The following is a 20,847-nucleotide window of genomic DNA, read 5'->3' on the forward strand; positions in this document are numbered from 1 at the left end:
CGGTCCTGCTGGCGGCACTCCGATTCCCGCTGGGGGCGGGACCATTCCTGAGCGTCGCCCTCCGCCTCAGGCCGGCGCGGCGTCCAGCGCCGTCAGGAAGTCGTCCACCAGGTCGTCGGTGTCCTCGATGCCGGTGGAGACCCGGACCAGCCCGTCCCCGATGCCGGCGGCGGCCAGCTGCTCGGCGTCCACGATCCCGGCCCACATCGACCGGGGATGCACCACCAGCGTGCTGACGCTGCCCAGGCTGGCCGCCCGCTTGGCCAGCCGCAGCCCGGCCAGCAGCGCGGCGGCCCCCGCCCGGCCGGCGGTCAGCTCCACGCCGAGCACCCCGCCGAAGCCGGTCATCTGCCGTTGCGCCAGGCTGTGCTGGGGGTGGGACGGCAGCCCCGGGTAGCGGACCCGGGCGACCGCGGGGTGCCCCTCCAGAGCCCGGGCCAGCGCGAGCGCGTTCGCGTTGTGCCGCTCCACCCGCAGCGGCAGCGTGCGGATGCCGCGCAGCAGCAGCCAGGCGTCCACCGGGCCGAGCGTGCTGCCGGTGACGATCGCCGTCTGCCACACCCGCTCGACCAGCCCGGCGGGGCCGACGACCACCCCGGCCGACACGTCGGAGTGGCCGCCGAGGAACTTGGTGCCGCTGTGCCAGACCAGGTCCGCCCCGGCGCGGGCGGGCCGCTGGTTGACCGGCGTGGCGAAGGTGTTGTCGACCACGACCAGCGCGCCCGCCGCGTGGGCCGACTCGACCACGGCCGCCAGGTCGGTCAGCTCCAGCAGCGGGTTGCTCGGCGTCTCCACCAGCACCAGGCGGGTCCGCGGGCGCAGCGCACGCACGAACGCCCCGCTGTCGGTCTGGTCGACCTGGGTGCAGGAGACCCCGAAGCGCGGCAGCAGGCCGGTGGCGAGCGAGGTGGTGCCGCCGTACGTGCTGCGCTGCACCACCACGTGGTCGCCGGCGGAGAGCAGGGCCAGGGCGATCGTGCTGATCGCGCCCATCCCGGAGGCGGTGACCAGGCCCGTCTCCGCGCCCTCCAGCTCGGCGACCACGGCCTCCACCTGGGCGTGGTTGGGGTTGCCGTAGCGGGTGTAGAAGGCGCTGCCCCGGGGCTCGGTGGCGATCTCGGTGAACCGCTCGTCGGACTCGGCGCTGAAGGTCGCGCTCTGCACGATCGGGGGCGCCACCGACCCGCCGGGGACCAGGCCGTCGTCGCCGTGCACGGCGGCCGTGCCGAAGCCGGTCACGGGCGCGCCACCCGGTCCACCAGCGCGCCGTAGCTGCCCAGCGCCGCGAACTCGGGCAGCGTGAGGTCGCTGCCGTGGCGCTGCCGGAGCACGGTGACCAGCCGCAGGGCGCGCAGCGAGTCCCCACCGGCGGCCAGGAAGTCGGCGGCCCGGTCGCGCGGCGCGGCCCCCAGCACCTCCTGCCAGGCCCCGGCCACCCGGGCGGCCCACTCGCTCCGCGCGTCGCCGGCCGCCGGTCCGGCGGGGGCGACGGGCGGCAGCGGCGCGGTCGGGTCGGCGGCCAGCAGCCGGCGGAAGCCGTCGGCGAAGGCGTCGATCCGCTCCGCGGGGACGTGCCGGTGGTCGTACTGGACGGTGAGCGCGAGGCGGCCGGTCCCGGCGTCCAGTTCGGCGTCGACGGCGAGGCTGAACGCCACGTCGACCGTGATGCCCCGGCTGTCCACGATCCGGCTGCCGCCGCCGGCCGGGCCGGCCGGGAAGTGGGTCCAGTTGAAGAAGTGGTCGAAGCGGGGGCCGGCGCCGCCGGCGCGGACGATCTCGGCGAGCGGGAAGCGGTGGTGGCCCATCAGCTCCCGCTCGGCCCGCCACACCTCGGCGGCCAGCTCGGCCGGGGACCGGGTGCCCAGCGCCACGCTCACCGGCAGGGTGTTGAGGAACAGCCCGAGCGTGGCGTCGCTGCCCTCGCCCTCCGGCCGGCCGCCCACCACCAGCCCGCTGACCACGTCGTCCCGGCCGCTGAGCTCGCCGATCAGCCGCAGGTGGGCGGCGAGCAGCCAGGACTTGACCGGCACCCCGGCGGCCCGGGCCGCCTCGGCGACCACCTCGGTGGTGCCCGCCCGCAGCGGCACCCGCTGGGTGGTGGTGGTCCGGGGCTGCGCCCCGCCGAGCAGCAGCGGCGGCACGGCCCCGGCGCCGTCCAGCCAGAACCGGCGGGTGGCCGGGTCGGCCAGGGCGCGCCGCTCGGCCGCCACGTACTCCCGGAACGGCAGGCCGGGGTCGGTCGGGCGGGGCTCGCCGGCCCGCTCCCGGTCGTACCCGGCGAGCAGGTCGGTGAGGAACCGGTGCAGGCTCCAGCCGTCGAGGATGCCGTGGTACTCGGCGACGACCAGGGTGAACGCGTCGGCGCCCTCCCGCACGGCCTGCAGGCGCAGCAGCGGCGGGCGGGACCAGTCGAAGGGGCGTACCCGTTCCTCGGCGACGAGGTCGTCGATCCGCGCCCGGCGGGCCTGCGGGTCGGCGCCGGTCAGGTCGGTCACCGGCACCTCGACCGGCACCTCCGCGTGCACCAGCTGCAACGGCTCGGCGTAGGTGCCCAGCGCGAACCCGGTCCGCAGCACCGGATGGGCGGCCACCAGACCGGCCAGCGCGCGGCGCAGCGCCGCCGCGTCCAGCGGCGCGGTGACCCGGTGCGCGGTCACGTTGTGGTACATGGCCGGGTCGCCGGTCAGCTCGCCGTGGTAGACCATGCCCTGCTGGAGGGCGGTCATCGGATACGCGTCGGCGAGCCCGTCGGGCAGCCGCTCCCGGTCGGCGGCGGCCACCAGGGCGAACCGACCCGCCTCCCGCGCCGCGGGCGGCACCGCCTCGACCCCGTCGACGGTGAGCCGCCCGTGCTCGACCAGCTCGCGGATCGTCTGGTATGTGAAGATGTCGTTGAGCTGGAAGGACAGCCCCCGCTTCTGCGCCGCCACCTGCATCTGGATGCTGCGGATGGAGTCGCCGCCGAGGGCGAAGAAGCTGTCGGTCACGCCGAAGTCCGCCACCCCGAGCACCTCGCGCCACGCCTCGACCAGGATCTCCTCGGCCCGGTTGGCCGGGGTCACCGCCGCGCCGCCACCCCGCCGGTCGAGCCGGGGCGCGGGCAGCGCCGCCCGGTCGAGCTTGCCGTTGCGGGTCAGCGGCAGCTCGTCGAGGAGCACCACCGCGGCCGGGACCAGGTGGGCGGGGAGCCGGTCGGCGAGCCAGGCGGACAGTCGCTCCGCCAGCGGGCCGGCGGCCGGCGGGGCCGGCGTGGCCACCGCCGGGCGCGGGTCGGCGGCGTACTCGGGGCGCACGGCGTGCAGGGTGTGCCGGTCGGTGCCGGCGAGCAGGTCGTCCTGGCGGGTGACCACGGTGAAGCCACGCCCCTCGAAGAACGCGACCAGCTCGGCCAGCCGGCCCGCCGTGTCGGTGCCGGGCGCGTCGTGCACCTCCATGGCGACCTGCGCGATCAGCGGCCAGTGCCGGTCCGCCAGCCCGGCCAGCACGTCCGCCTCGGCGCGCTGCACGTCGATCTTCAGCAGGTCGACCCGCTCCGGGGCCAGCTCGTCCAGGACGGCCGAGAGCGGCCGGACCGGCACGGTGAGCTGCCGGCCGGCGAAGCGCTCGGCGAGCAGTTCGTCGACCCGGCCGAGCAGGACGTCCCGCTCGTCCGCGCCGGCGTCCCGCTCGTTGGTCAGGTACCGCTTGATCACCGCCACCTCGGCGTCCGGGTCGGCGTAGGCGGCGTGGCCGGACATCATCGAGTAGCCCGGGTAGTAGGTGAAGGAGACCTCCCCGGCCGCCCGGGACAGCCCGAACCCGTGCACCGTGGCCGGCACGCCGAACTCGGCGACGTTGCGCCGCAGCAGGTCGACCACCGACGGCACCGGCTCGAACGCGTGGATCGTCGCGTCGGGACAGACGGTGTGGACGAAGAGCGAGAACATGCCGATGTTCGCGCCCACGTCGAGCACGGTGGCCCCGGGCCGCAGCACGATGCCGTCGCGCAGGTACACCTGCTGGACGAAGATCTCGTCGTACAGGTAGCGGGTCTCGTGCGGGTTGACCCCGGCGATCCGCTCGACGTCGACGGTCGCCGCCGGGCCGCTCCCGGGCCGGACGTAGGCGACGAGCCGGTCGCCGTACCCGTCGTCGTCGCGGGCCACCACGGCGGCGTCGGCGACCTCGGGGTGCCCGCGCAGGACGGCGGCGACCTCGCCGGGCTCCACCCGGAAGCCGTGGATCTTCACCTGGTCGTCCAGGCGGCCCAGGTAGCGCAGCCGCCGCTCGGCGTCGAAGCGGACCCGGTCGCCGGTGCGGTACACCCGTTCGGTGCGCCCCGACGGCAGGGTCACCTCGACGAACCGCCGCGCCGTGGCCTCCGGATCGCCCCGGTAGCCGTCGGCGAGCTGCGGGCCGCTGACGCAGAGTTCCCCGGCCACACCCGGCGGCACCGGCCGCAACCGCTCGTCGAGCACCCGCACCGCCACGCCGGGCAGCGGCCGGCCGATGCTCGGGGCGTCCCCGGCGCGGATCTCCGCCACGCTGGTGTCCACGGTGCACTCGGTCGGGCCGTACAGGTTGACCGCGCGGACGCCGGGCAGCGCCGCGACCGTCTCCCACAGGTCCGGCGGGACGGCCTCGCCGCCGAGCAGCAGCAGGCCGGGCAGCCGGGCGCCCTCCGCCCCGGCGAGCAGGATGCGCAGCTGGGAGGGGGTCAGGTCGAGCACGTCCACGTCGTGGTCGGCCAGCGCGGTGGCGAGCGCCGCCCCGTCCCGCCGGACCTCCTCGGGCACCAGGTAGAGGCTCCGGCCGTGGCCGAGCTGCACGAGCTGCTTCACCGAGGCGTCGAAGGTGAGCGGGGCGTTCACCGCCACCCGCAGCCCGGGGCGGCTGCCCGCGTACACGGTCTGTTCCATGGCCTCGGCCAGGTGGGCGGCGGCGCGGTGCGACACCTGGACCGGCCGGGGGGTGCCGGTGGAGCCGGAGGTGAAGATGACGTAGGCCGGGTCGGCGGGGGCCGGCGCCGCCGGCGGCGGGCCGCCGGCCGCGACCAGGTCGTCGACGGTCACGGTCGCCGCGCCGCCGGCGCCGACCACGACCTCCGCGCCGACCGCGCGGAGCTGGGCGGCGAGGCGCGGCGCCGGGGCGTCCGGGTCCAGCGGCACGAACACCGCCCCGGCCCGCAGCACGCCGAGGAAGGCCACGACGGTCTCCCGGGACCGGGTTGCCACCACCCCGACCGGAGCGCCCGCAAGGCCGCGCGCGGCCAGCGCGCCGGCCACCCGCGCGGCCCGTTCCCGCAGCTCGCCGGCGGTGTACGCGCCGTCCGCGGCGACCACCGCCGGAGCGGCCTGGTCCATCCCGGCGAGGCCCGCGTCGAGCAGGTCGACGAGGGTACGTCCCGGCGCCTCGGACGCCGTCCCGGCCGCGTCGGCCAGCCAGCCGGCCTCCCCGTCGCCGAGAACGGCGAGCGGGGCGCCCCCGGTGAGCGCGTCGGGCAGGGTGCGCAGGATCGCCAGCAGCGTGTCGAGCAGCCACTGCCCGCCCACCACCCGCAGGGTGACCCGGTCGCCGTCGGCAAGCGCGGTGAGCTGCGGACCCCCGGCGGCCGGCGGGTCGGCGACCGTGGCGGTGACACCGCCGAAGCCGGCCACGGTGGCCGGGTCGGTGAGCTCCGGCCGGGCGGCGGTCGGCGGGTCCGCGACCATCACCGTGGAACTGCCGAAGCCGGCCACGGTGGCCGGGTCGACGGCGGGCAGCAGTGCGAAGCCGGCGACCGCTCCGGTCTGCTCGTCCACCGGGTCGACCAGGTGGAACGTCTCCTCGGCGGCGACCTCGGCGGCGCGGACCCCGGCCAGCAGGTCGGCGGGGGCGGCCGGCAGCGGCAGGGGCAGCCGCAGCGGGCCGTAGCCGCCCAGCGGGCCCACCACCTCGGCGGTGCCGTCGGCCTGCCGGCCGTCGCTCCACCGGGCCAGCACCAGGTCCGCCTCCTCGGCCCCGTCCGGCGCCTCGGCCCGGCGGGACACCGCGAGCGCCCAGGCGGCGAGCAGCACGGTGGCCGGCTCGACGTCGGCGGCCCGGGCGGCGTCGGCCAGCACGGCGGCGGGCACCGTCGCGGTGACCACCGCGCTCGGGTCGTCGCCGTGCGGGGTGACCAGCCGCGCGGCCGGCGGGGTGGGCGGCGCCTTCGGGGCCTGCTCCCGCTCCTCGACCTGCCACTCGGCGACGTCGAGGAACTGCAGCGCCTCCGGGTCCTCCGGCAGCTCCTCGCCGGCGTAGGCCCGGGCCAGGTCGGCCAGGACCAGCCGCAGGCTGGCCGGGTCGGCGATCAGCGGCGTGGCGGCCAGCTGCAGCGCGTCGTCGGTCAGCGTGACCGACAGGTCGCCCTGCGCGCCGACCGTCACGGCGCGGGCGTCGTCCACGTCCTGCAACGGCACCCGCAGCCCGGGGTGGTGCACCAGGGTCAGCCGCAGCGCCTCGTGCCGGGCCACCACCGCGTCGACGGCGGCCTGCAACCGGGCCCGGTCCAGCGGCCGGTCGAGCCGTACCCGCGCCCGGACCAGGTCCTGCTTCGCGGACCAGGCCAGGCGCTGGACCGGCGACAGACGGTATCCGTTCACAGCACACTCCGGTTGACGTAGAGGTCGGACATGGCGACCAGGATCTGCCGGTCACCGCTGAAGGGTTCCCGGCCGTGGGTGGCCAGGAAGTTGTCCACCACCAGCACGTCGCCGCGCTGCCAGGGCACCGAGACGGCGTGCTGCCGGTACAGCTCGCGGATGCCGGTGACCACCTCGTCGGGGATCGGCTCGCCGTCGCCGTGGTAGGCGTTGCGGGGCAGTCCCTCCGGGCCGTACTCCCGCAGCAGCGCGCCGGACACCTCTGCCGGCATGTTGGAGACGTGGAACAGGTGGGCGTGGTTGAACCAGACGCTCTCCCCGGTACGCGGGTGCGTGGCGACGGCCTGCCGCCGGGCCCGGGTCCGCAGCCCGTCCCCGCCCAGCCAGGTGAACTCCGTCGCCGAGGCGGCGCAGTATGCCTCCACCTCGGCCCGGTCGGTGGTCTGGAACGCCTCCTGCCAGGGCAGGTCCAGGTGCGGGCCGTAGTTGCGCACATAGCTGACGCCGTCGCGGAGGAACCGCTCCCGCACGTCGGCCGGGATCAGCGGGGTGATGACCCGCTCGCTGGCCAGCGGCGTGGCCCCGCCGCTGCCGGTGGCCGGCTGCGCGCACCAGAAGTAGAGGTGGGTGGGCCAGTTGTGCGAGTACGACATCTCGTGGTGCAGCGGGATCCACTGCTCGGCGTTGAACTCGGTGGAGGTGAACACGCGGTCGGCGACCTCGTGCCGGGGAGCGGCCCGCTCCAGGTAGCCGAGCAGGTCCGGGCTGACCGCCCGGGCGGCCTGGCTGAAGTCGTCGGGGGTGCGCACCTCGAAGCCGCGGAAGAACACCGCGCCGTAGCGGTCCAGGTCCGCCAGCAGCTCCGCGCGGCGGCCGGCGAGCCAGCCGGCCAGGTCGAGGTCGGGCACCGTGGCCTCGACGAGCAGCACGAACCGGTCGTCCACGAGCACCCGCCGGGTCACCGGCGAGGCGACCGTGCCGGTGGCGCGCCGCCGCGGCCCCGGCCCGCTCATGCCCGGCCTCCCGCCGGCACGGTGCTCGCCGCCGCCCCGAGCAGCTCGGGCGCGGCGACCGGGTCGGACATCGCGGTGAGGATCCGGCGGGGCGGGGTGAACGGCTCCCGGGCGTGCGCGGCCAGCATGTTCTCCACCAGGAGCACGTCGCCGCGCTGCCAGGCGAAGGAGCGGGTCTCGGCGGCGTACGCGGCCCGCAGCTCGGCCAGCACCTCGTCGGGGATGGCGGTGCCGTCCCCGTACGCGGTCTGGTAGGGCAGGTCCTCCTCGTCGAGGGCGGCCCGCAGGCCGGCGCTGACCTCGGCGGGCAGCGAGGTGACGTGGAAGAACAGCGCGTGGTTGAACCAGGTCCGCTCCCCGGTGACCGGGTGGCGGCGCACCGCCGGCCGGACCTGCCGGGTGCGTAGCTGCCGATCGCCCACCCACTCCACGTCGATAAGGGCCCGGGCGCAGTACGCCTCGACCTCCGCACGTGACTCGGTCTGGAAGGCGGTCTGCCACGACAGGCTGATGCCGGGCAGGTAGTTGCGCCGGTAGAGCACCCCGCGCCGCTCGAACTCGGCGACCGTCTCCGGGCGGAGCCGGGCGAGCACCCGGCGGCTGTCCGCGAGCGGCGTACGCCCGCCGGCGCCCGGCTCGACCTCGCAGTGGAACACGATGCGCAGCGGCCAGTTCACGGTGTACGACTGCTCGTTGTGCAGCACGATCGGCTGGTCGGCGGGGTGCTCGGTGGAGGTGTACACCCCCTCGGTGACCTGGCTGCGCGGTGAGGAGCGTTCGCCGTAGGAGAGCACGTCGTCGGAGAGCCCGGCCATCACGGTGCGGAAGTCGTCGGCGCCGGCCACGGCGAAGCCGCGGAACAGCACCCCACCGGCGCGGCGGGCCAGCTCGTCGACCTCGTCGCGGTGGCCGGCCAGCCAGCCGGCCAGGTCCACCCCGGGCACGTTGGCCCGCACCAGCGCCGGCAGCGGCCCGCCGGGCCAGTCCGGCCGGACGTCGACCAGGTTCCGCTCGCGGCCGCGACGGGGGATGGTCCGCGCGACCCGGTTCTGCTCAGTCATCTCTCTCACTCCCAGCGGTGTCGGCGCAGTCGGCGAGACTGCGCCGGGGGTCGGCGGCGGCGGTACGCAGCACCGCGCTGAACCGGCGGTGCCACGCGAGCACCCCGTCGTGGTCGAACAGGTCGGCGCGGTAGGTCCAGAGCGCCGCCAGCCCGTCCCGCCGCTCGTCGAGCCACAGGGTCAGGTCGAGCCGGGCGGTGTCCGGGGTGAGTTCCACGCCGGTGAACTCGACGCCGGCCGCGCCGCGGTGCCGGGCCGGCGGGGCGTTCTGCACCCCGAAGGCGACCTGGACGAGCGGGTTGCGCCGGGGCCGCCGGGCGGGCCGCAGCCGCTCCACCAGCAGGTCGAAGGGGACGTCCTGGTGGGCGGCGGCGAACAGGGTTGCCCGGCGGGCCTCGGCGAGCAGGTCGGCGAAGCCGCGCTCGGGCGCCGGTCGCAGCCGCAGCGGCAGGGTGTTGACGTGGCAGCCGACGCTCTGCTCGGCGGCGAGGCTGGTCCGGCCGGCGAAGGCGACGCCGACGAGCAGGTCGCGCCGGCCGGTGGCGGCGCCGAGCAGGGTGGCGAACGCGGCCAGTCCGACCATGTGCAGGCTGACCCGCCCGGTCCGGGCCAGCTCGCGCGCCGCCCGGGCGGTGGCGGCGTCCACGGTGGTCCGCAGCGCGCCACCGCGCGGCGGGCCGTCGCCGTGGTCCGGCTCGGTCGGGGCGGCCGGGGTGCTCCAGCCGCGTCGGGGTGGGGCGGCGGGCAGGTCGAGCAGGTCGGGGGCGCCGCGCAGCTCCGCCAGCACGTCGGCCACCGCCCGCCGTCCGGCCGGCCCGTCCAGCCAGTTCCGCTGGGCCACGGCGAACGCCGCCGGGCCGGCCACCGGGGGATCGGGCGCCACCGCGCCGTCGCCCTCACGGTCGTAGGCCCGGGCCAGGTCCCGCACGAGCACGCCGAACGACCAGTCGTCGCACACGATGTGGTGCACGACCAGCAGCAGCGCGAGCGCGCGGCCGGTGTCGTCCGGCACCAGGTGGGCGCGGAGCAGCGGGCCGGCGGCCAGGTCCATGGGCGCCCGGGTGGCCTCGGCGGCGAGCCGGCGCAGCCGCGTGTCGAGCGGCGTGCCCGGGTCGGCCGGCGCGACGGCCGGCGTGGCGTCGACGGCGGGGCGGACGTGCTGCACGGGCCCGTCCGGGCCGGACGGGAAGACCGTGCGCAGGGCCGGGTGCCGGTCGACCACCCGGCGCAGCGCCCGGGCCAGCCGGTCCGGGTCCAGCGGCGTGCCGAACCGGACCGCGAAGGCCAGCAGGTAGGAGGTGTCGGAAGGGTCGAGGCGGTGCAGGAACCAGAGCCGGGTCTGCGCGGCGGAGAGCGGGGCGGCGCCGGCCGGCGCCGGGCCGGCCGGTTCCGCGACCGGCTCCGCGACCGGCTCCGGGTCGGCGGCCAGCCCGTCGAGGTGGGCGGCGAGCGCGGCGACGGTCGGGTGGGCGAAGAGGTCGCCCGGCCGGACCGGCCGGCCGGTGGCGGCGGCCAGCCGGGTGGCGCAGCGGACCGCCAGCAGGGAGTCGCCGCCCAGGGCGAGGAAGTCGCTGCCGGCGCCGACCGGCACCCCGAGCAGCTCGCGCCAGGCGGCGGCCACCGTGCCGGCCGTGCCGTCGAGCGGCCCGGCCCCGGGCCCGGTGTCGTCGCCGAGGGTGGGTGCGGGCAGGGCCGTGCGGTCCACCTTGCCGTTGGGCAGGGTGGGCAGCCGGTCCAGCCACACCAGGGTCGCCGGGACCAGCGGCGCCGGCAGCACCTCGGCCAGCCGGGCCCGGACGTCGTCGCGCCGCTCGCCCACCAGGTAGCCGACCAGCAGCGGGTCCCCGCTCGGTCCCGGCCGGACGGCGGCGGTCGCCTCGCGCACCCCGGGCAGGGCGGCGAGGCGGCCGGCCACCTCACCCAGTTCGATCCGGTAGCCCCGCAGCTTCACCTGGTCGTCGAGCCGGCCCAGGTAGGCGAGCTGCCCGTCCGGCCGCAGGCGCACCCGGTCGCCGGTGCGGTACATCCGCTCGCCGGGCCGGAACGGGTCGGGCCGGAACCGGGCCCGGGTCTCCTCCGGCCGGTCGAGGTAGCCCCGGGCCAGACCCGCCCCGGCCAGGTGGAGTTCGCCCGGCTCGCCCGCCGGGACCGGCCGCCCGTCCGGGTCGAGGACGTACGCGCGGGTCTGCGGCAGCGGCCGGCCGATCGGTGGGTCCCCGCTGTCCGGCGGCACCTCGGCCCAGGTGGAGTAGGTGGTGTCCTCCGACGGTCCGTAGAGGTTGCAGAGCCGGCGGACGTGCGGGCGGGACCACACCCGGGCGGCCAGCGCGGCGGTCAGCGGCTCGCCGGCCAGGCAGACCGTCCGTACGCTCGCCGGCAGGGCCCCCGCGGTGAGCAGTTCGCCCATGGCGGAGGGCACGGTGTTGACCAGGGTGACGGGCAGCCGGTCCGCCCCGGGTGCGGCGAGGGCCAGCACGTCGTCCACGAGGAGCACCCGGCCGCCCCAGCAGAGCGGGCCGAAGATCTCGAAGACGGACAGGTCGAAGCAGACGGAGGTGGCGGCGAGCAGGCCGCCCAGTTCGGCGTCGTCGAAGGTCTGCCGGACCCAGTGCATGAGCACCGACGCCGAGCGGTGCTCGATGGCCACGCCCTTGGGCCGCCCGGTCGAGCCGGAGGTGTAGATGACATACGCGAGGTCGTCCGCCGTCGCCGGCACCGCCGGGTCGGTGGCGTCTGCCACCGGGTCGAGCCGGTCGACCGGGACGGCCGTGTCGGGGAACCGATCGGCGAGGTCGGCGCGGGTCAGCACCAGCCGTACCCCGGAGTCGGCGGTCATGAACGCCACGCGGGCCGGCGGGTACGCCGGGTCCAGCGGCACGTAGGCGGCGCCGGCCTTGAGCACGGCGAGCAGGGCGACCACCAGCTCGGGCGTGCGCGGCAGGCAGACCCCGACCCGGTCCTCCCGGGCCACCCCGTGCCGGAGCAGCACCCGGGCGAGCCGGTTCGCCGCCTCGTCCAGTTCCCGGTAGGACAGCGCGCGGTCGCCGTGCCGCACCGCCTCCGCCTCCGGGATGCGGGCGGCCTGCGCGGCCACCATCCGGTGCAGGCAGTCCACTGTGGCCGGACCGCCGCTCGTGGGCCGGCCGGCGCTCCGGCGCCTCGGGCCGGCGGGTCGGGTCGGTGCGCTCACCGGCGGGAACCTCCGCTCCTGAGCAGGGTCAGCTCGCGGTCGGCCGCCTCCTGCACGCGGTCCTTGTCGGTCAGGACGATCCCGCCGGGGACACTGTCGGGCAGCTCGTCCTCGACGTCGCGGATCGGGCGGTAGGCGATGCCGGCGGCGGCCAGGGCGAGCGCGCAGAGCCCGGCCACGATCGCCGCGAGGGCCATGCCGCGCCCCGGTCCGGTGCCGACGAGGCCGGCCAGCACCCCGCCGGGGGAGGCCAGCGGGGCGAAGACGTGCTCGGCGAGCGGGCCGGCGCTGAGGAAACCGGCCGGCACCATGAGCCAGGACAGCATCTGCGCCATGGACAGCACCCGGCCCTGGAGTTCGAGCCCCACCTTGGCCTGCACGATGGCCAGCCAGTGCGTGTTCACCAGCGCCGTGGCCAGGCCCATGCCGAACAGGCCGAGCGTCGGGAACAGCGGGCTCGGGTGCAGCCCGACGGTGAGCAGCGAGACGCCCAGCAGCACGACGCTGGCCAGGATGCCGGTGGTCCGCCGGGCCGTGCCGCCCCAGACGCCCATGAGCACCGAGCCGACGACCATGCCGACGCCGCTGGCGGCGAGCACCCGGCCGAGCACCGCCGGGTCGCCGAACGACAGGGTCAGCGGGGTGACCAGCACCTCGACCATGGCGAAGAAGTAGTTCAGCGAGGCGACCAGCACCACCAGGGCGACCAGGCCGTGCCGGCGGACGATGAACCGCCAGCCGCCGAGGACCGCCCGCCGGAACGGCTCCTCCCGCTTGACGAACAGGGTGTCCGGGAAGCGGACCGACAGGGTGACGAGCACCGCCACGGCGAAGGTGAGCAGGTCGATGACGACGATCCCGCGCAGCCCGACCGCGATCACCAGCGCGCCGCCGACCAGCGGCGCCAGCACGGTGCTCGTCGCCGTGCCGAGGGAGACGATGCCGTTGGCGCGCCCGTAGTACCGCTTCGGCACCAGTTGCGTGACGGCCGCCAGGTAGGCGGGGTGCTGGAAGGCGGTGGCCACCGCCGTGACGGTGATCGCGGTGAACACGTGCCAGAGCTGGAGCTGGCCGAGCCAGAGCAGCAGCGCGAGGCTCACCGTGCCGGTGGCGGCCAGGCAGTCCGCGAGGATCATGATGCGTCTTCGGTCCCACCGGTCGGCGAGCGCGCCGGCGACGGGGGAGAGGACCACGGCGGGCAGCAGCGCCAGCACGGTCGCCGTGGCGAACAGCGACACCGACCCGGTCCGCTGGTAGACCCAGAGGCTCATGCCGAAGCCGGTCAGCCCGCTGCCGATGAGCGAGACGAGCTGACCGATCGCGATCAGGTAGAACACCGCCAGGCTGGGCATCGCCCGGCGTGCGGCGGGCCGCCGGGCGGCCGGCACCGCCGGTTCCCTCGCGGGCACCGCCTCCGGGGTGGGCGCCTGCGCCGGCGCGGCCGCCGGGTCGCAGGTCGCCAGGATGATCCGCGCCACCTCGTCGGGCTGGTGCTTGGCGAAGTAGTGGCCGGCGCCCTCGATGACCTCCAGCGACACCCGGTCGGCGAAGAACTCCCACTCCAGGTACCGCTCCTGGTACAACTGCGTGGCGCGGTCGCCGGTGCCCACGACGCAGACGATCGGGGCCGACAGCTTCCGGGACAGGCCGGTCGTGTAGGCGTCGGTGTAGTAGTCCTCGCCCTGCGCGGCGTCGGCCAGGACCACCCGCATCACGAAGTCCTTCTCGCGCTCGTCGAAGACCTCGGTGAAGAAGCCCATCGCGCGCAGCCCTTCCAGCGTTCGCCGCTTCGACGTCCAGCGCTCCACCGGGAACCAGCGCCGCAGCCAGGTGAACAGCCGGCCGGGCAGCCTGGGGGCGGGGAAGTGGGCGCCGATGACCACGCCGGTCAGTTCCACGCCGGCCGCCTCGAGCCGGCGGCTCAGCTCCACCGCCTCGGCGCCGCCCACGCAGTGCCCGTACACCGCCACCGGCCCGGTGATCCCCTCGACGACCTCGGCGACGCAGCGGTCCACCAGCTCGTCCATGCCGAGCAGGGGTTCGTCCGGGCGGTTCACGTCGTGACCCGGCCGCTCCAGCGCGTACAGCGCCACGCCCGCCGGGAGGGCGTCCGCCAGCGGCTGGAAGGTGATCGCGCTGCCGCCGCCGAACGGTACGCAGACCAGCGTCAGTCGCGTCGGCGTCGCCGGCCGGGCCGGGGTCAGCTCGTGCAGCAGCCGTCCGACGGAGCCCCCCGTCGCGTCCAGGTGCTCGGTCAGGGACCGGATCGTCGGGTGGCGGAACAGGTCGAGGACGCTGATCGCCGGGTCGTTCCCGGCCAGCGCCTTGATGGCCTTGAAGGAGTCGCCGCCGAGGTCGAAGAAGTCGTCGTCGATGCCGACGCTGTCGTACCCGAGCACCGCCGCCCACCGCTCGGCCAGGGCCTTGCGCAGCGGGGTGTCCGGTGGGGTGGCGCCGACGGCGGCGCCGCCGCCGCGCCGGGGTGCCGGCAGGGCCGCCCGGTCGACCTTGCGGTTGGCGTTGAGCGGCATCCAATCGAGCACCACGAACGCGGACGGCACCATGTAGTCCGGCAGGTAGGTGCGCGCGAAGGCCCGCCACGGCGCGGCGTCGACGTCGAAGTCGGGGGTGACCTCCGCCGCCCGGTCGGCGTCCGCGTCGGGCTCCGTCCCGGCGCCCAGCGTCAGGTACGCGACGATCGCCTTCTCGCCGTCGTCCTCGCGGACCACCACGGCGGCGTCGCGGACCGACTCGTGGCGGCGCAGCACCGCCTCGATCTCGCCGAGTTCGATGCGGAACCCGCGCACCTTCACCTGGGAGTCGCTGCGGCCGACGAACTCGATGCGGCCGTCCGCGAGGCGCCGGCCGAGGTCGCCGCTGCGGTACAGCCGGCCGCCACCGTTCGGGTCGGGCACGAACCGCTGCGCGGTGAGGGCCGGATCGCCGTGGTAGTCGCGGGCCAGTCCCGCGCCGGCGAGGCACAGCTCGCCCAGCACGCCCACGGGAGTGGGGGAGAGCTGCGAATCGAGCACGTGGACCCGCATGTTGCCGATCGGGCGGCCGACGGTGAGGTGCGTGAAGCCGGGCTCGATCCGGTCCATGGTGGCCCAGACGGCGGCCTCGGTCGGGCCGTACAGGTTCCACAACGCGCCCACCCGCTCGGCCAACCGCCGGGCCAGCGGCGCGGACACCGCCTCGCCGCCGCACACGGCCGTCAGGCCGGGCATCCCGGTCCAGCCGGACTCGATCAGCAGTTGCCAGGTCGCCGGGGTGCCCTGGGCCAGGGTGACCCCTTCCGCGACGAGCAGGTCGGCCAGCCGGGTCGCGTCGTAGGCGACGTCGCGACCCACCATCAGCATCCGGGCACCGACCACGAGCGGCAGGAACAGCTCCGGCACCGACATGTCGAAGGCGAAGCTCGCCATCGCCAGCATCGTGCCGTCGGCGGTCAGGCCGGGCCGCTCGCGCATGGCGGCCAGGGTGTTGACCACGGCGCCGTGGGTCACCCGGACGCCCTTGGGGCGGCCCGTCGAGCCGGACGTGTAGATGACGTACGCCAGGTCGTCCGGCCCGGCCAGCGGCTCGGGGTCGGTCTCCGGCTCCGCGCCGGTCATCGCCGCGCCGTGCACCACCTCGCCGGCGAACCCGGCGAACCGGTCGGCGAGGTCGGTCTCGGTGACCAGGACCGCGGCCCCGCTGTGCGCCAGCACGTACCGCTGCCGCTCGACCGGGTAGTCGGGGTCCACCGGGACGTACGCGCCGCCCGCCTTGAGCACGCCGACCAGCGTGACCGGCAGCTCGTGCGACCGGCGCAGGCAGACGGCGACCGTGACGTCCGGACCGACGCCGGCCCGGCGGAGCCGGTGGGCGAGCCGGTTGGCGCGGGCGTTCAGCTCCGCGTACGTGAGCGTGGTCGGCCCGAACGTCACGGCGGGCCGGTCCGGGTTCGTGGCGACCTGGTGCTCGATCAGCTCGACGAGGGTCGGCGTCGGGCGGCCCGGTGTGGCCCAACCCGGCTCGACGGCGGTGTCGTTCCACTCGGCGACCCGGGCCAGTTCGGCGGGGGTGAGGACGGCCACGTCCGCGAGCCGGACACCGGGGTCGGCGACGGCGGCGGTGAGCAGCGTCTCCAGGTGTCCCATCATCCGCTCGGCGGTCGCCGCGTCGAACAGGTCGGTGTTGTACTCCAACCGGAACCGCAGCCCCTCGTCCACCTCGTACGCGTACAGGGCCAGGTCCTGCTGGGCGATGCCCGGCTCGACGTCGAACGGGACGATCCGCAACCGGCTCGTGCGCAGGTCCTGTTCGGGGACGTTGAGCATGTTGAACATCACCTGGAAGAGCGGGTTGCGGCTGAGGTCGCGGGGCGCGTCGACGAGGTCCACCAGCCGCTCGAACGGCACCTCCTGGTGGTCGTACGCCCCCAGCGCCGTGCGCCGCACCTGCCCGAGCAACTCCTCGAAGGTCCAGTCGCCGTCGATGACGGTACGCAACGGCAGCATGTTCACGAAGAAGCCGACCATCGGTTCGAGCTCGGCGCGAACCCGTCCGGCGACCGGGGTGCCGACGCAGATGTCGCGCTGGCCGGTGTAGCGCCAGAGCAGGGCCTTCAGCGCGGCCAGCACCGTCATGGCCAGGGTGGCGCCCCGGGCCTGGCTGAACCGGCGCAGCTCGTCGGCGACCCGCGGGGGCAGCACGTGGGCCCGCACCGCGCCGTGGAAGGTCTGCACCGGCGGGCGGGGCCGGTCGCTCGGCACCTCCAGGACGCTCGCCACACCGTCGAGCTGCCGTCGCCAGTACCGCACGTCGTCGTTGTCGGTGTCCGCCATCCGGCCGCGCTGCCAGCGCGCGTAGTCGCCGTACTGCACGGCCAGTTCGGGCAGGGGCGAGGGACGGCCGTCGAGGGCGGCGTCGTAGAGCGTGGCCACCTCGCCGGCCACGATGCCGAGGGACCAGCCGTCGGAGACGTTGTGGTGCATGGTCAGCGACAGCACGTGCCGGTCGTCGGCGATCCGGAGCAGCACGGCCCGGAACAGCGGCCCGCGGGCCAGGTCGAACGGGCGGCGGATGTCGGCGGCCAGGGCCGCGTGGACCCAGTGCGGCACCGCGTCGGCGACCGCCGACCCGACGATGCTGCGCGGCCCCGCCACCCCGTCGTCCGCCCCGGCCGGCGCGGTGCGGACCGGCAGGTCTACCGGGCCCGGCGGCCGGACCTCCTGGACGGGGTCGCCGTCGGGGCCGAGCGGGAAGACGGTACACAGCGACTCGTGCCGCCGGACCAGCTCGGCCAGCGCCCCGCGCAGCGCGTCGACGTCGAGGGCGCCGTCCAGCAGCAGCGCCGTGCTGAGGTTGTAGGCGTCCTGCGTGTAGGCCTGGTCGAGGAACCACAGCCGGTGCTGCCCGGAGGAGAGCGGCGCCGGGCCGGCGTCGGCGGCGGCGCGGGGGATGGTCGGCGCGACCGGCGCGGCGGCGGCCCGTTCGGCGGCGGCGGGCTCGACGGCGGCGACCGGCTCGACGGCGGTGGGTGCCTCGACGGTGGCCGGCAGCGCCGCCGCGATCCCGGCGACGGTCGACTGCGCGAAGACCGTCTCGAGCGGCAGCGCCACCCCGAGCCGGGCCCGGAGCCGCACCACGAACTGGGTGGCGAGCAGCGAGTGCCCACCCAGCTCGAAGAAGTTGTCGAGCGCGCCGATCGGCCGGATGCCCAGCAGCTCGGCCCAGATCTCCGCCACGCATCGCTGTGCCGGGGTGCTGGGGGCGACGTAGGCCGTGCTCAGGGCCGGGCGGTTGCCGGCGTCGACGGGCTCGGGCGCGTCCGGGGCCGCCGGGAGAGCTGCCGGCGTGGCGGGCGCGGAGTCCGCCGCGCCTGCCCGCGGGACGGGGTCCACCCAGTACCGGCGCCGCTCGAACGGGTAGCCGGGCAGGGCCAGCCGGCGGCGCGGGCCACCGTGGAACCGGCTCCAGTCGACCGGTACGCCGGACAGCCACATCCGGCCGACCGCGTCGAGCAGCGTGACGAGGTCGTCGCCGTCCTGGCGCGGGTGCCGCATCGCCGCCACCGCCTGGCCGGGCGGCAGGCCGGCCAGGCGCGCCAGGCCGCCGAGGGCGTGGCCGGGGCCCAGCTCCGCGACCAGCACGTCCTGCTCGGCGAGGAGCGCGGCGGACTCGGCGAACCGCACCGGCTCGCGCATGTGCCGCACCCAGTATCCCGGGTCGGTGACCTGCCCGGGGGTGACGGGACCGCCGGTCAGGTTGCTCAGGTAGGGGCGCTCGGGTTCCCGGAGGGCGACCCGGCGGGTGTGCTCGGCGAACTCGTCGAGCACCGGGTCGAGCAGGGCGGAGTGGTAGGCGCGCGCGACCCGCAGGGGCCGGCAGTCGACCCCGTCGCCGGTCAGCCGCTCGCGCAGTGCCCCGATCGCCTCCGGGGCGCCGGAGAGCACGCACAGCTCCGGGGCGTTGACGGCCGCCAGCGACACCCGGTCGTCCAGCAACCCGGCCACCGCGGTCTCGGGCAGGCCCACCGCGAGCATCGCCCCGGCCGGGGTCCGCTCGACCAGCTCGCCCCGGGCGCTCACCAGCCGCAACGCGTCCGGCAGGGAGAGGACGCCGGCGAGGCACGCGGCGACGTACTCACCGAGGCTGTGCCCCACCATGAGGTCCGGGGTCACCCCCCGGGCGAGCAGCGACCGGGCGAGCGCGTACCCGGTGACGAACAGCGCGGGTTGGACCAGCCGGGGGTGTGCGAGCAGCCGCTCGGCCTCGGCGTGGCCGTCGGCCGCCGGGCAGAGCACGGTACGCAGGTCGAGCCCCAGGTCGTCGCGGAGCAGCTCGGCGCACTCGTCCACCACGGCCCGGTAGGTCGGCTCCGCGCGGTACAGGCCGGCGCCCATCGCCACGTGCTGCGCGCCGTGCCCGGGAAAGGCGAACACCAGCGGTCGTCGGCCGCCGGGGTGGGCGGCGGTGAACTGCCGCTGCGGCGAATCGAGCGCGACAAGCGCGTCGGTGCGGTCCGCCGCGACGAGGAAACGCCGGTGGGGCATCGACTGGCGCCGGCCCAGGTTGGCCGCGACGTCCCCGAGGTCCACCTCGGGATGCGCGTCGAGCCAGGCGCCGAGTTCGCTCGTCCGGCGCTCCAGCGACTCGACCGTCCGGGCCGACACGACCAGCAGCTGCGGCCCCGCGGTCGGTGCGGGCGGCGGCGCGGTCGTCGCGGCCGGCGGTTCCTCCAGCACGACGTGGGCGTTCGTGCCGCCCATGCCGAACGAGCTGACCCCGGCCCGGCGGGGCCCGTCGTCGGCGGGCCACGGGCGGGCCGTGTCGTTGAGGTAGAACGGGCTGCCCGCGAAGTCGATCGCCGGGTTGGGCCGGCTCACGTTGATCGTCGGGGGCAGCGTACGGCGGTGCAGCGCCATGATCGTCTTGATCAGGCCGGCGACACCTGCCGCGGTGTCGGTGTGCCCGATGTTGGCCTTGACGGAGCCGAGGGCGCAGAAGCCGCGCTCGGCGGTGCCGCGCCGGAACGCCTCCGTCAGCGCGGTCACCTCGATGGGGTCGCCGAGGCTCGTGCCCGTCCCGTGGGCCTCCAGGTAGCTCACCGAACGCGGCTCCACGCCGGCCGCCGCCAGCGCCCTGGTGACCACGTCGACCTGGCCGTCGACGCCCGGCGCGGTGTACCCGGTGCGACGGGCTCCGTCGTTGTTGACGGCGGAGCCCCGGATGACGGCGTAGATCGTGTCGTGGTCCGCGACGGCGTCCTCCAGCCGCTTGAGCGCCACGATCCCCACGCCGCTGGATTCGAAGCTGCCGCGCGCGTCCGCGCTGAACGGGCGGCAGTGCCCGTCGGGGGAGTACACCCCGCCGTCGTGGTAGAGGTAGCCGCGCCGCTGTGCGGGCAGCACGTTGACCCCGCCGGCCAGGACCAGGTCCGACTCGCCGGCCAGCAGGCTCTGCCGGCCGAGGTGCACGGCCACCAGCGAGGTCGAACATGCCGTGGCGACGGTGACGGCGGGACCGGTGAGGTCGAGCTTGTAGGCGACCCGGCTGAGCAGGAAGTCCTTGTCGTTGCTGATGGAGAGCTGGTGCTCGCCGATGGAGCTGAGCAGCTCGGGGCGGCCGATCAGGTGATCCAGGAGGTAGGTGTTGCGACCCGCCCCGGCGAACAGGCCGATCCGGCCGGCATGGGTCGCCGGGTCGTAGCCGGCGTGCTCCAGCGCGTGCCAGGCGCACTCGAGCAGGAGCCGGTGCTGCGGGTCGAGGGTCTCCGCCTCACGCGGCGTGAGGCCGAAGAAGGCGGCGTCGAACTCGTCGATCCCGGGCAGCCAGGTGCCGGCCCGGACGTACGCGGGGTCGTCGATCCGGGTCGGGTCCGCCCCGTCGGCCAGCATCTCCTCGACGCTGAACTCCCGTACCGAATCCACCCCACCGCGGATGTTGTCCCAGTACTGGTCGACCGTCGGCGCGCCGGGGAAGCGGCAGGCCATGCCGACGACGGCGATCAGGCCGGCGGGCTGGCCGGTGCCGGCGTGCGCGCCGGTCCGGGGCAGCGCGAGGGCGGCCGGCGCGGGGTGCCGGGTGGGCGCAGTGCTCGCCGCCCCGGCGGTGGCGGTGGTGAGGAACGCCGCCAGGGACTCCACCGTGGGGTGCCGGAACAGGTCGGTGACCGTGACGATGTCGCCCAGCCGGGCGCGCAGCCGCTCGAGGACGGTCAGCAGGCGCATCGAGTGGCCGCCGAGGTCGAAGAAGTTGTCCCGCACCCCGACCTGGTCCACGCCGAGCACGTCGCGCCACACGTCGGCCACCAGCCGGTCGAGGCGTACCCGAGCCCCGTCCCACCCGGCCGGACCGGCGCCGGCGGGCGCGGCCACCGGCGGTTCCCGCGCCCCCGGCGGGCCCCTCCCCGGGGCGGGGCCCTGCCGCCGGCCGTCCGGGGGCCCACCCGGGGGGGGGCACGCGGGGGGGGCCCCCCTCCCCCTTGCGGGCAC

6 protein-coding genes are annotated in these 20,847 nt (G+C 76.2%); all 6 read right to left on the bottom strand.

Annotated elements, in window-relative coordinates; translation table 11 throughout:
- Positions 1 to 66 precede the first annotated feature (66 nt).
- Genes ACW0Q9_RS08675 through ACW0Q9_RS08700 form a run of 6 tightly spaced genes read right to left on the bottom strand, consistent with a single transcriptional unit; the run spans position 67 to position 20,730 of the window.
- Positions 67 to 1,239 carry a trans-sulfuration enzyme family protein gene (locus tag ACW0Q9_RS08675; RefSeq protein ID WP_456179555.1) on the bottom strand — a complete coding sequence of 391 codons (1,173 nt, stop codon included), beginning with the start codon at positions 1,237 to 1,239 and terminating at the stop codon, positions 67 to 69.
- Positions 1,236 to 6,602, bottom strand: coding sequence for an amino acid adenylation domain-containing protein (locus ACW0Q9_RS08680; protein WP_456179556.1), 5,367 nt, complete (start codon positions 6,600 to 6,602; stop codon positions 1,236 to 1,238). The genes ACW0Q9_RS08675 and ACW0Q9_RS08680 overlap by 4 nt, the downstream gene beginning before the upstream one ends.
- Complete coding sequence (locus ACW0Q9_RS08685; protein WP_456179557.1) at positions 6,599 to 7,615, bottom strand: TauD/TfdA family dioxygenase; 1,017 nt, start codon at positions 7,613 to 7,615, stop codon at positions 6,599 to 6,601. Before ACW0Q9_RS08685 ends, ACW0Q9_RS08680 begins: the two co-directional genes overlap by 4 nt.
- Positions 7,612 to 8,676, bottom strand: coding sequence for a TauD/TfdA family dioxygenase (locus tag ACW0Q9_RS08690; RefSeq protein ID WP_456179558.1), 1,065 nt, complete (start codon positions 8,674 to 8,676; stop codon positions 7,612 to 7,614). Before ACW0Q9_RS08690 ends, ACW0Q9_RS08685 begins: the two co-directional genes overlap by 4 nt.
- A complete protein-coding gene (locus ACW0Q9_RS08695) occupies positions 8,669 to 11,866 on the bottom strand; it encodes an amino acid adenylation domain-containing protein (protein WP_456179559.1) in 3,198 nt (1,065 codons plus the stop codon). The genes ACW0Q9_RS08690 and ACW0Q9_RS08695 overlap by 8 nt, the downstream gene beginning before the upstream one ends.
- Positions 11,863 to 20,730 carry an amino acid adenylation domain-containing protein gene (locus ACW0Q9_RS08700; protein ID WP_456179560.1) on the bottom strand — a complete coding sequence of 2,956 codons (8,868 nt, stop codon included), beginning with the start codon at positions 20,728 to 20,730 and terminating at the stop codon, positions 11,863 to 11,865. Before ACW0Q9_RS08700 ends, ACW0Q9_RS08695 begins: the two co-directional genes overlap by 4 nt.
- Between the last annotated feature and the right edge of the window lie 117 nt (positions 20,731 to 20,847).

The sequence above is a fragment of the Micromonospora sp. I033 genome, assembly GCF_053890995.1.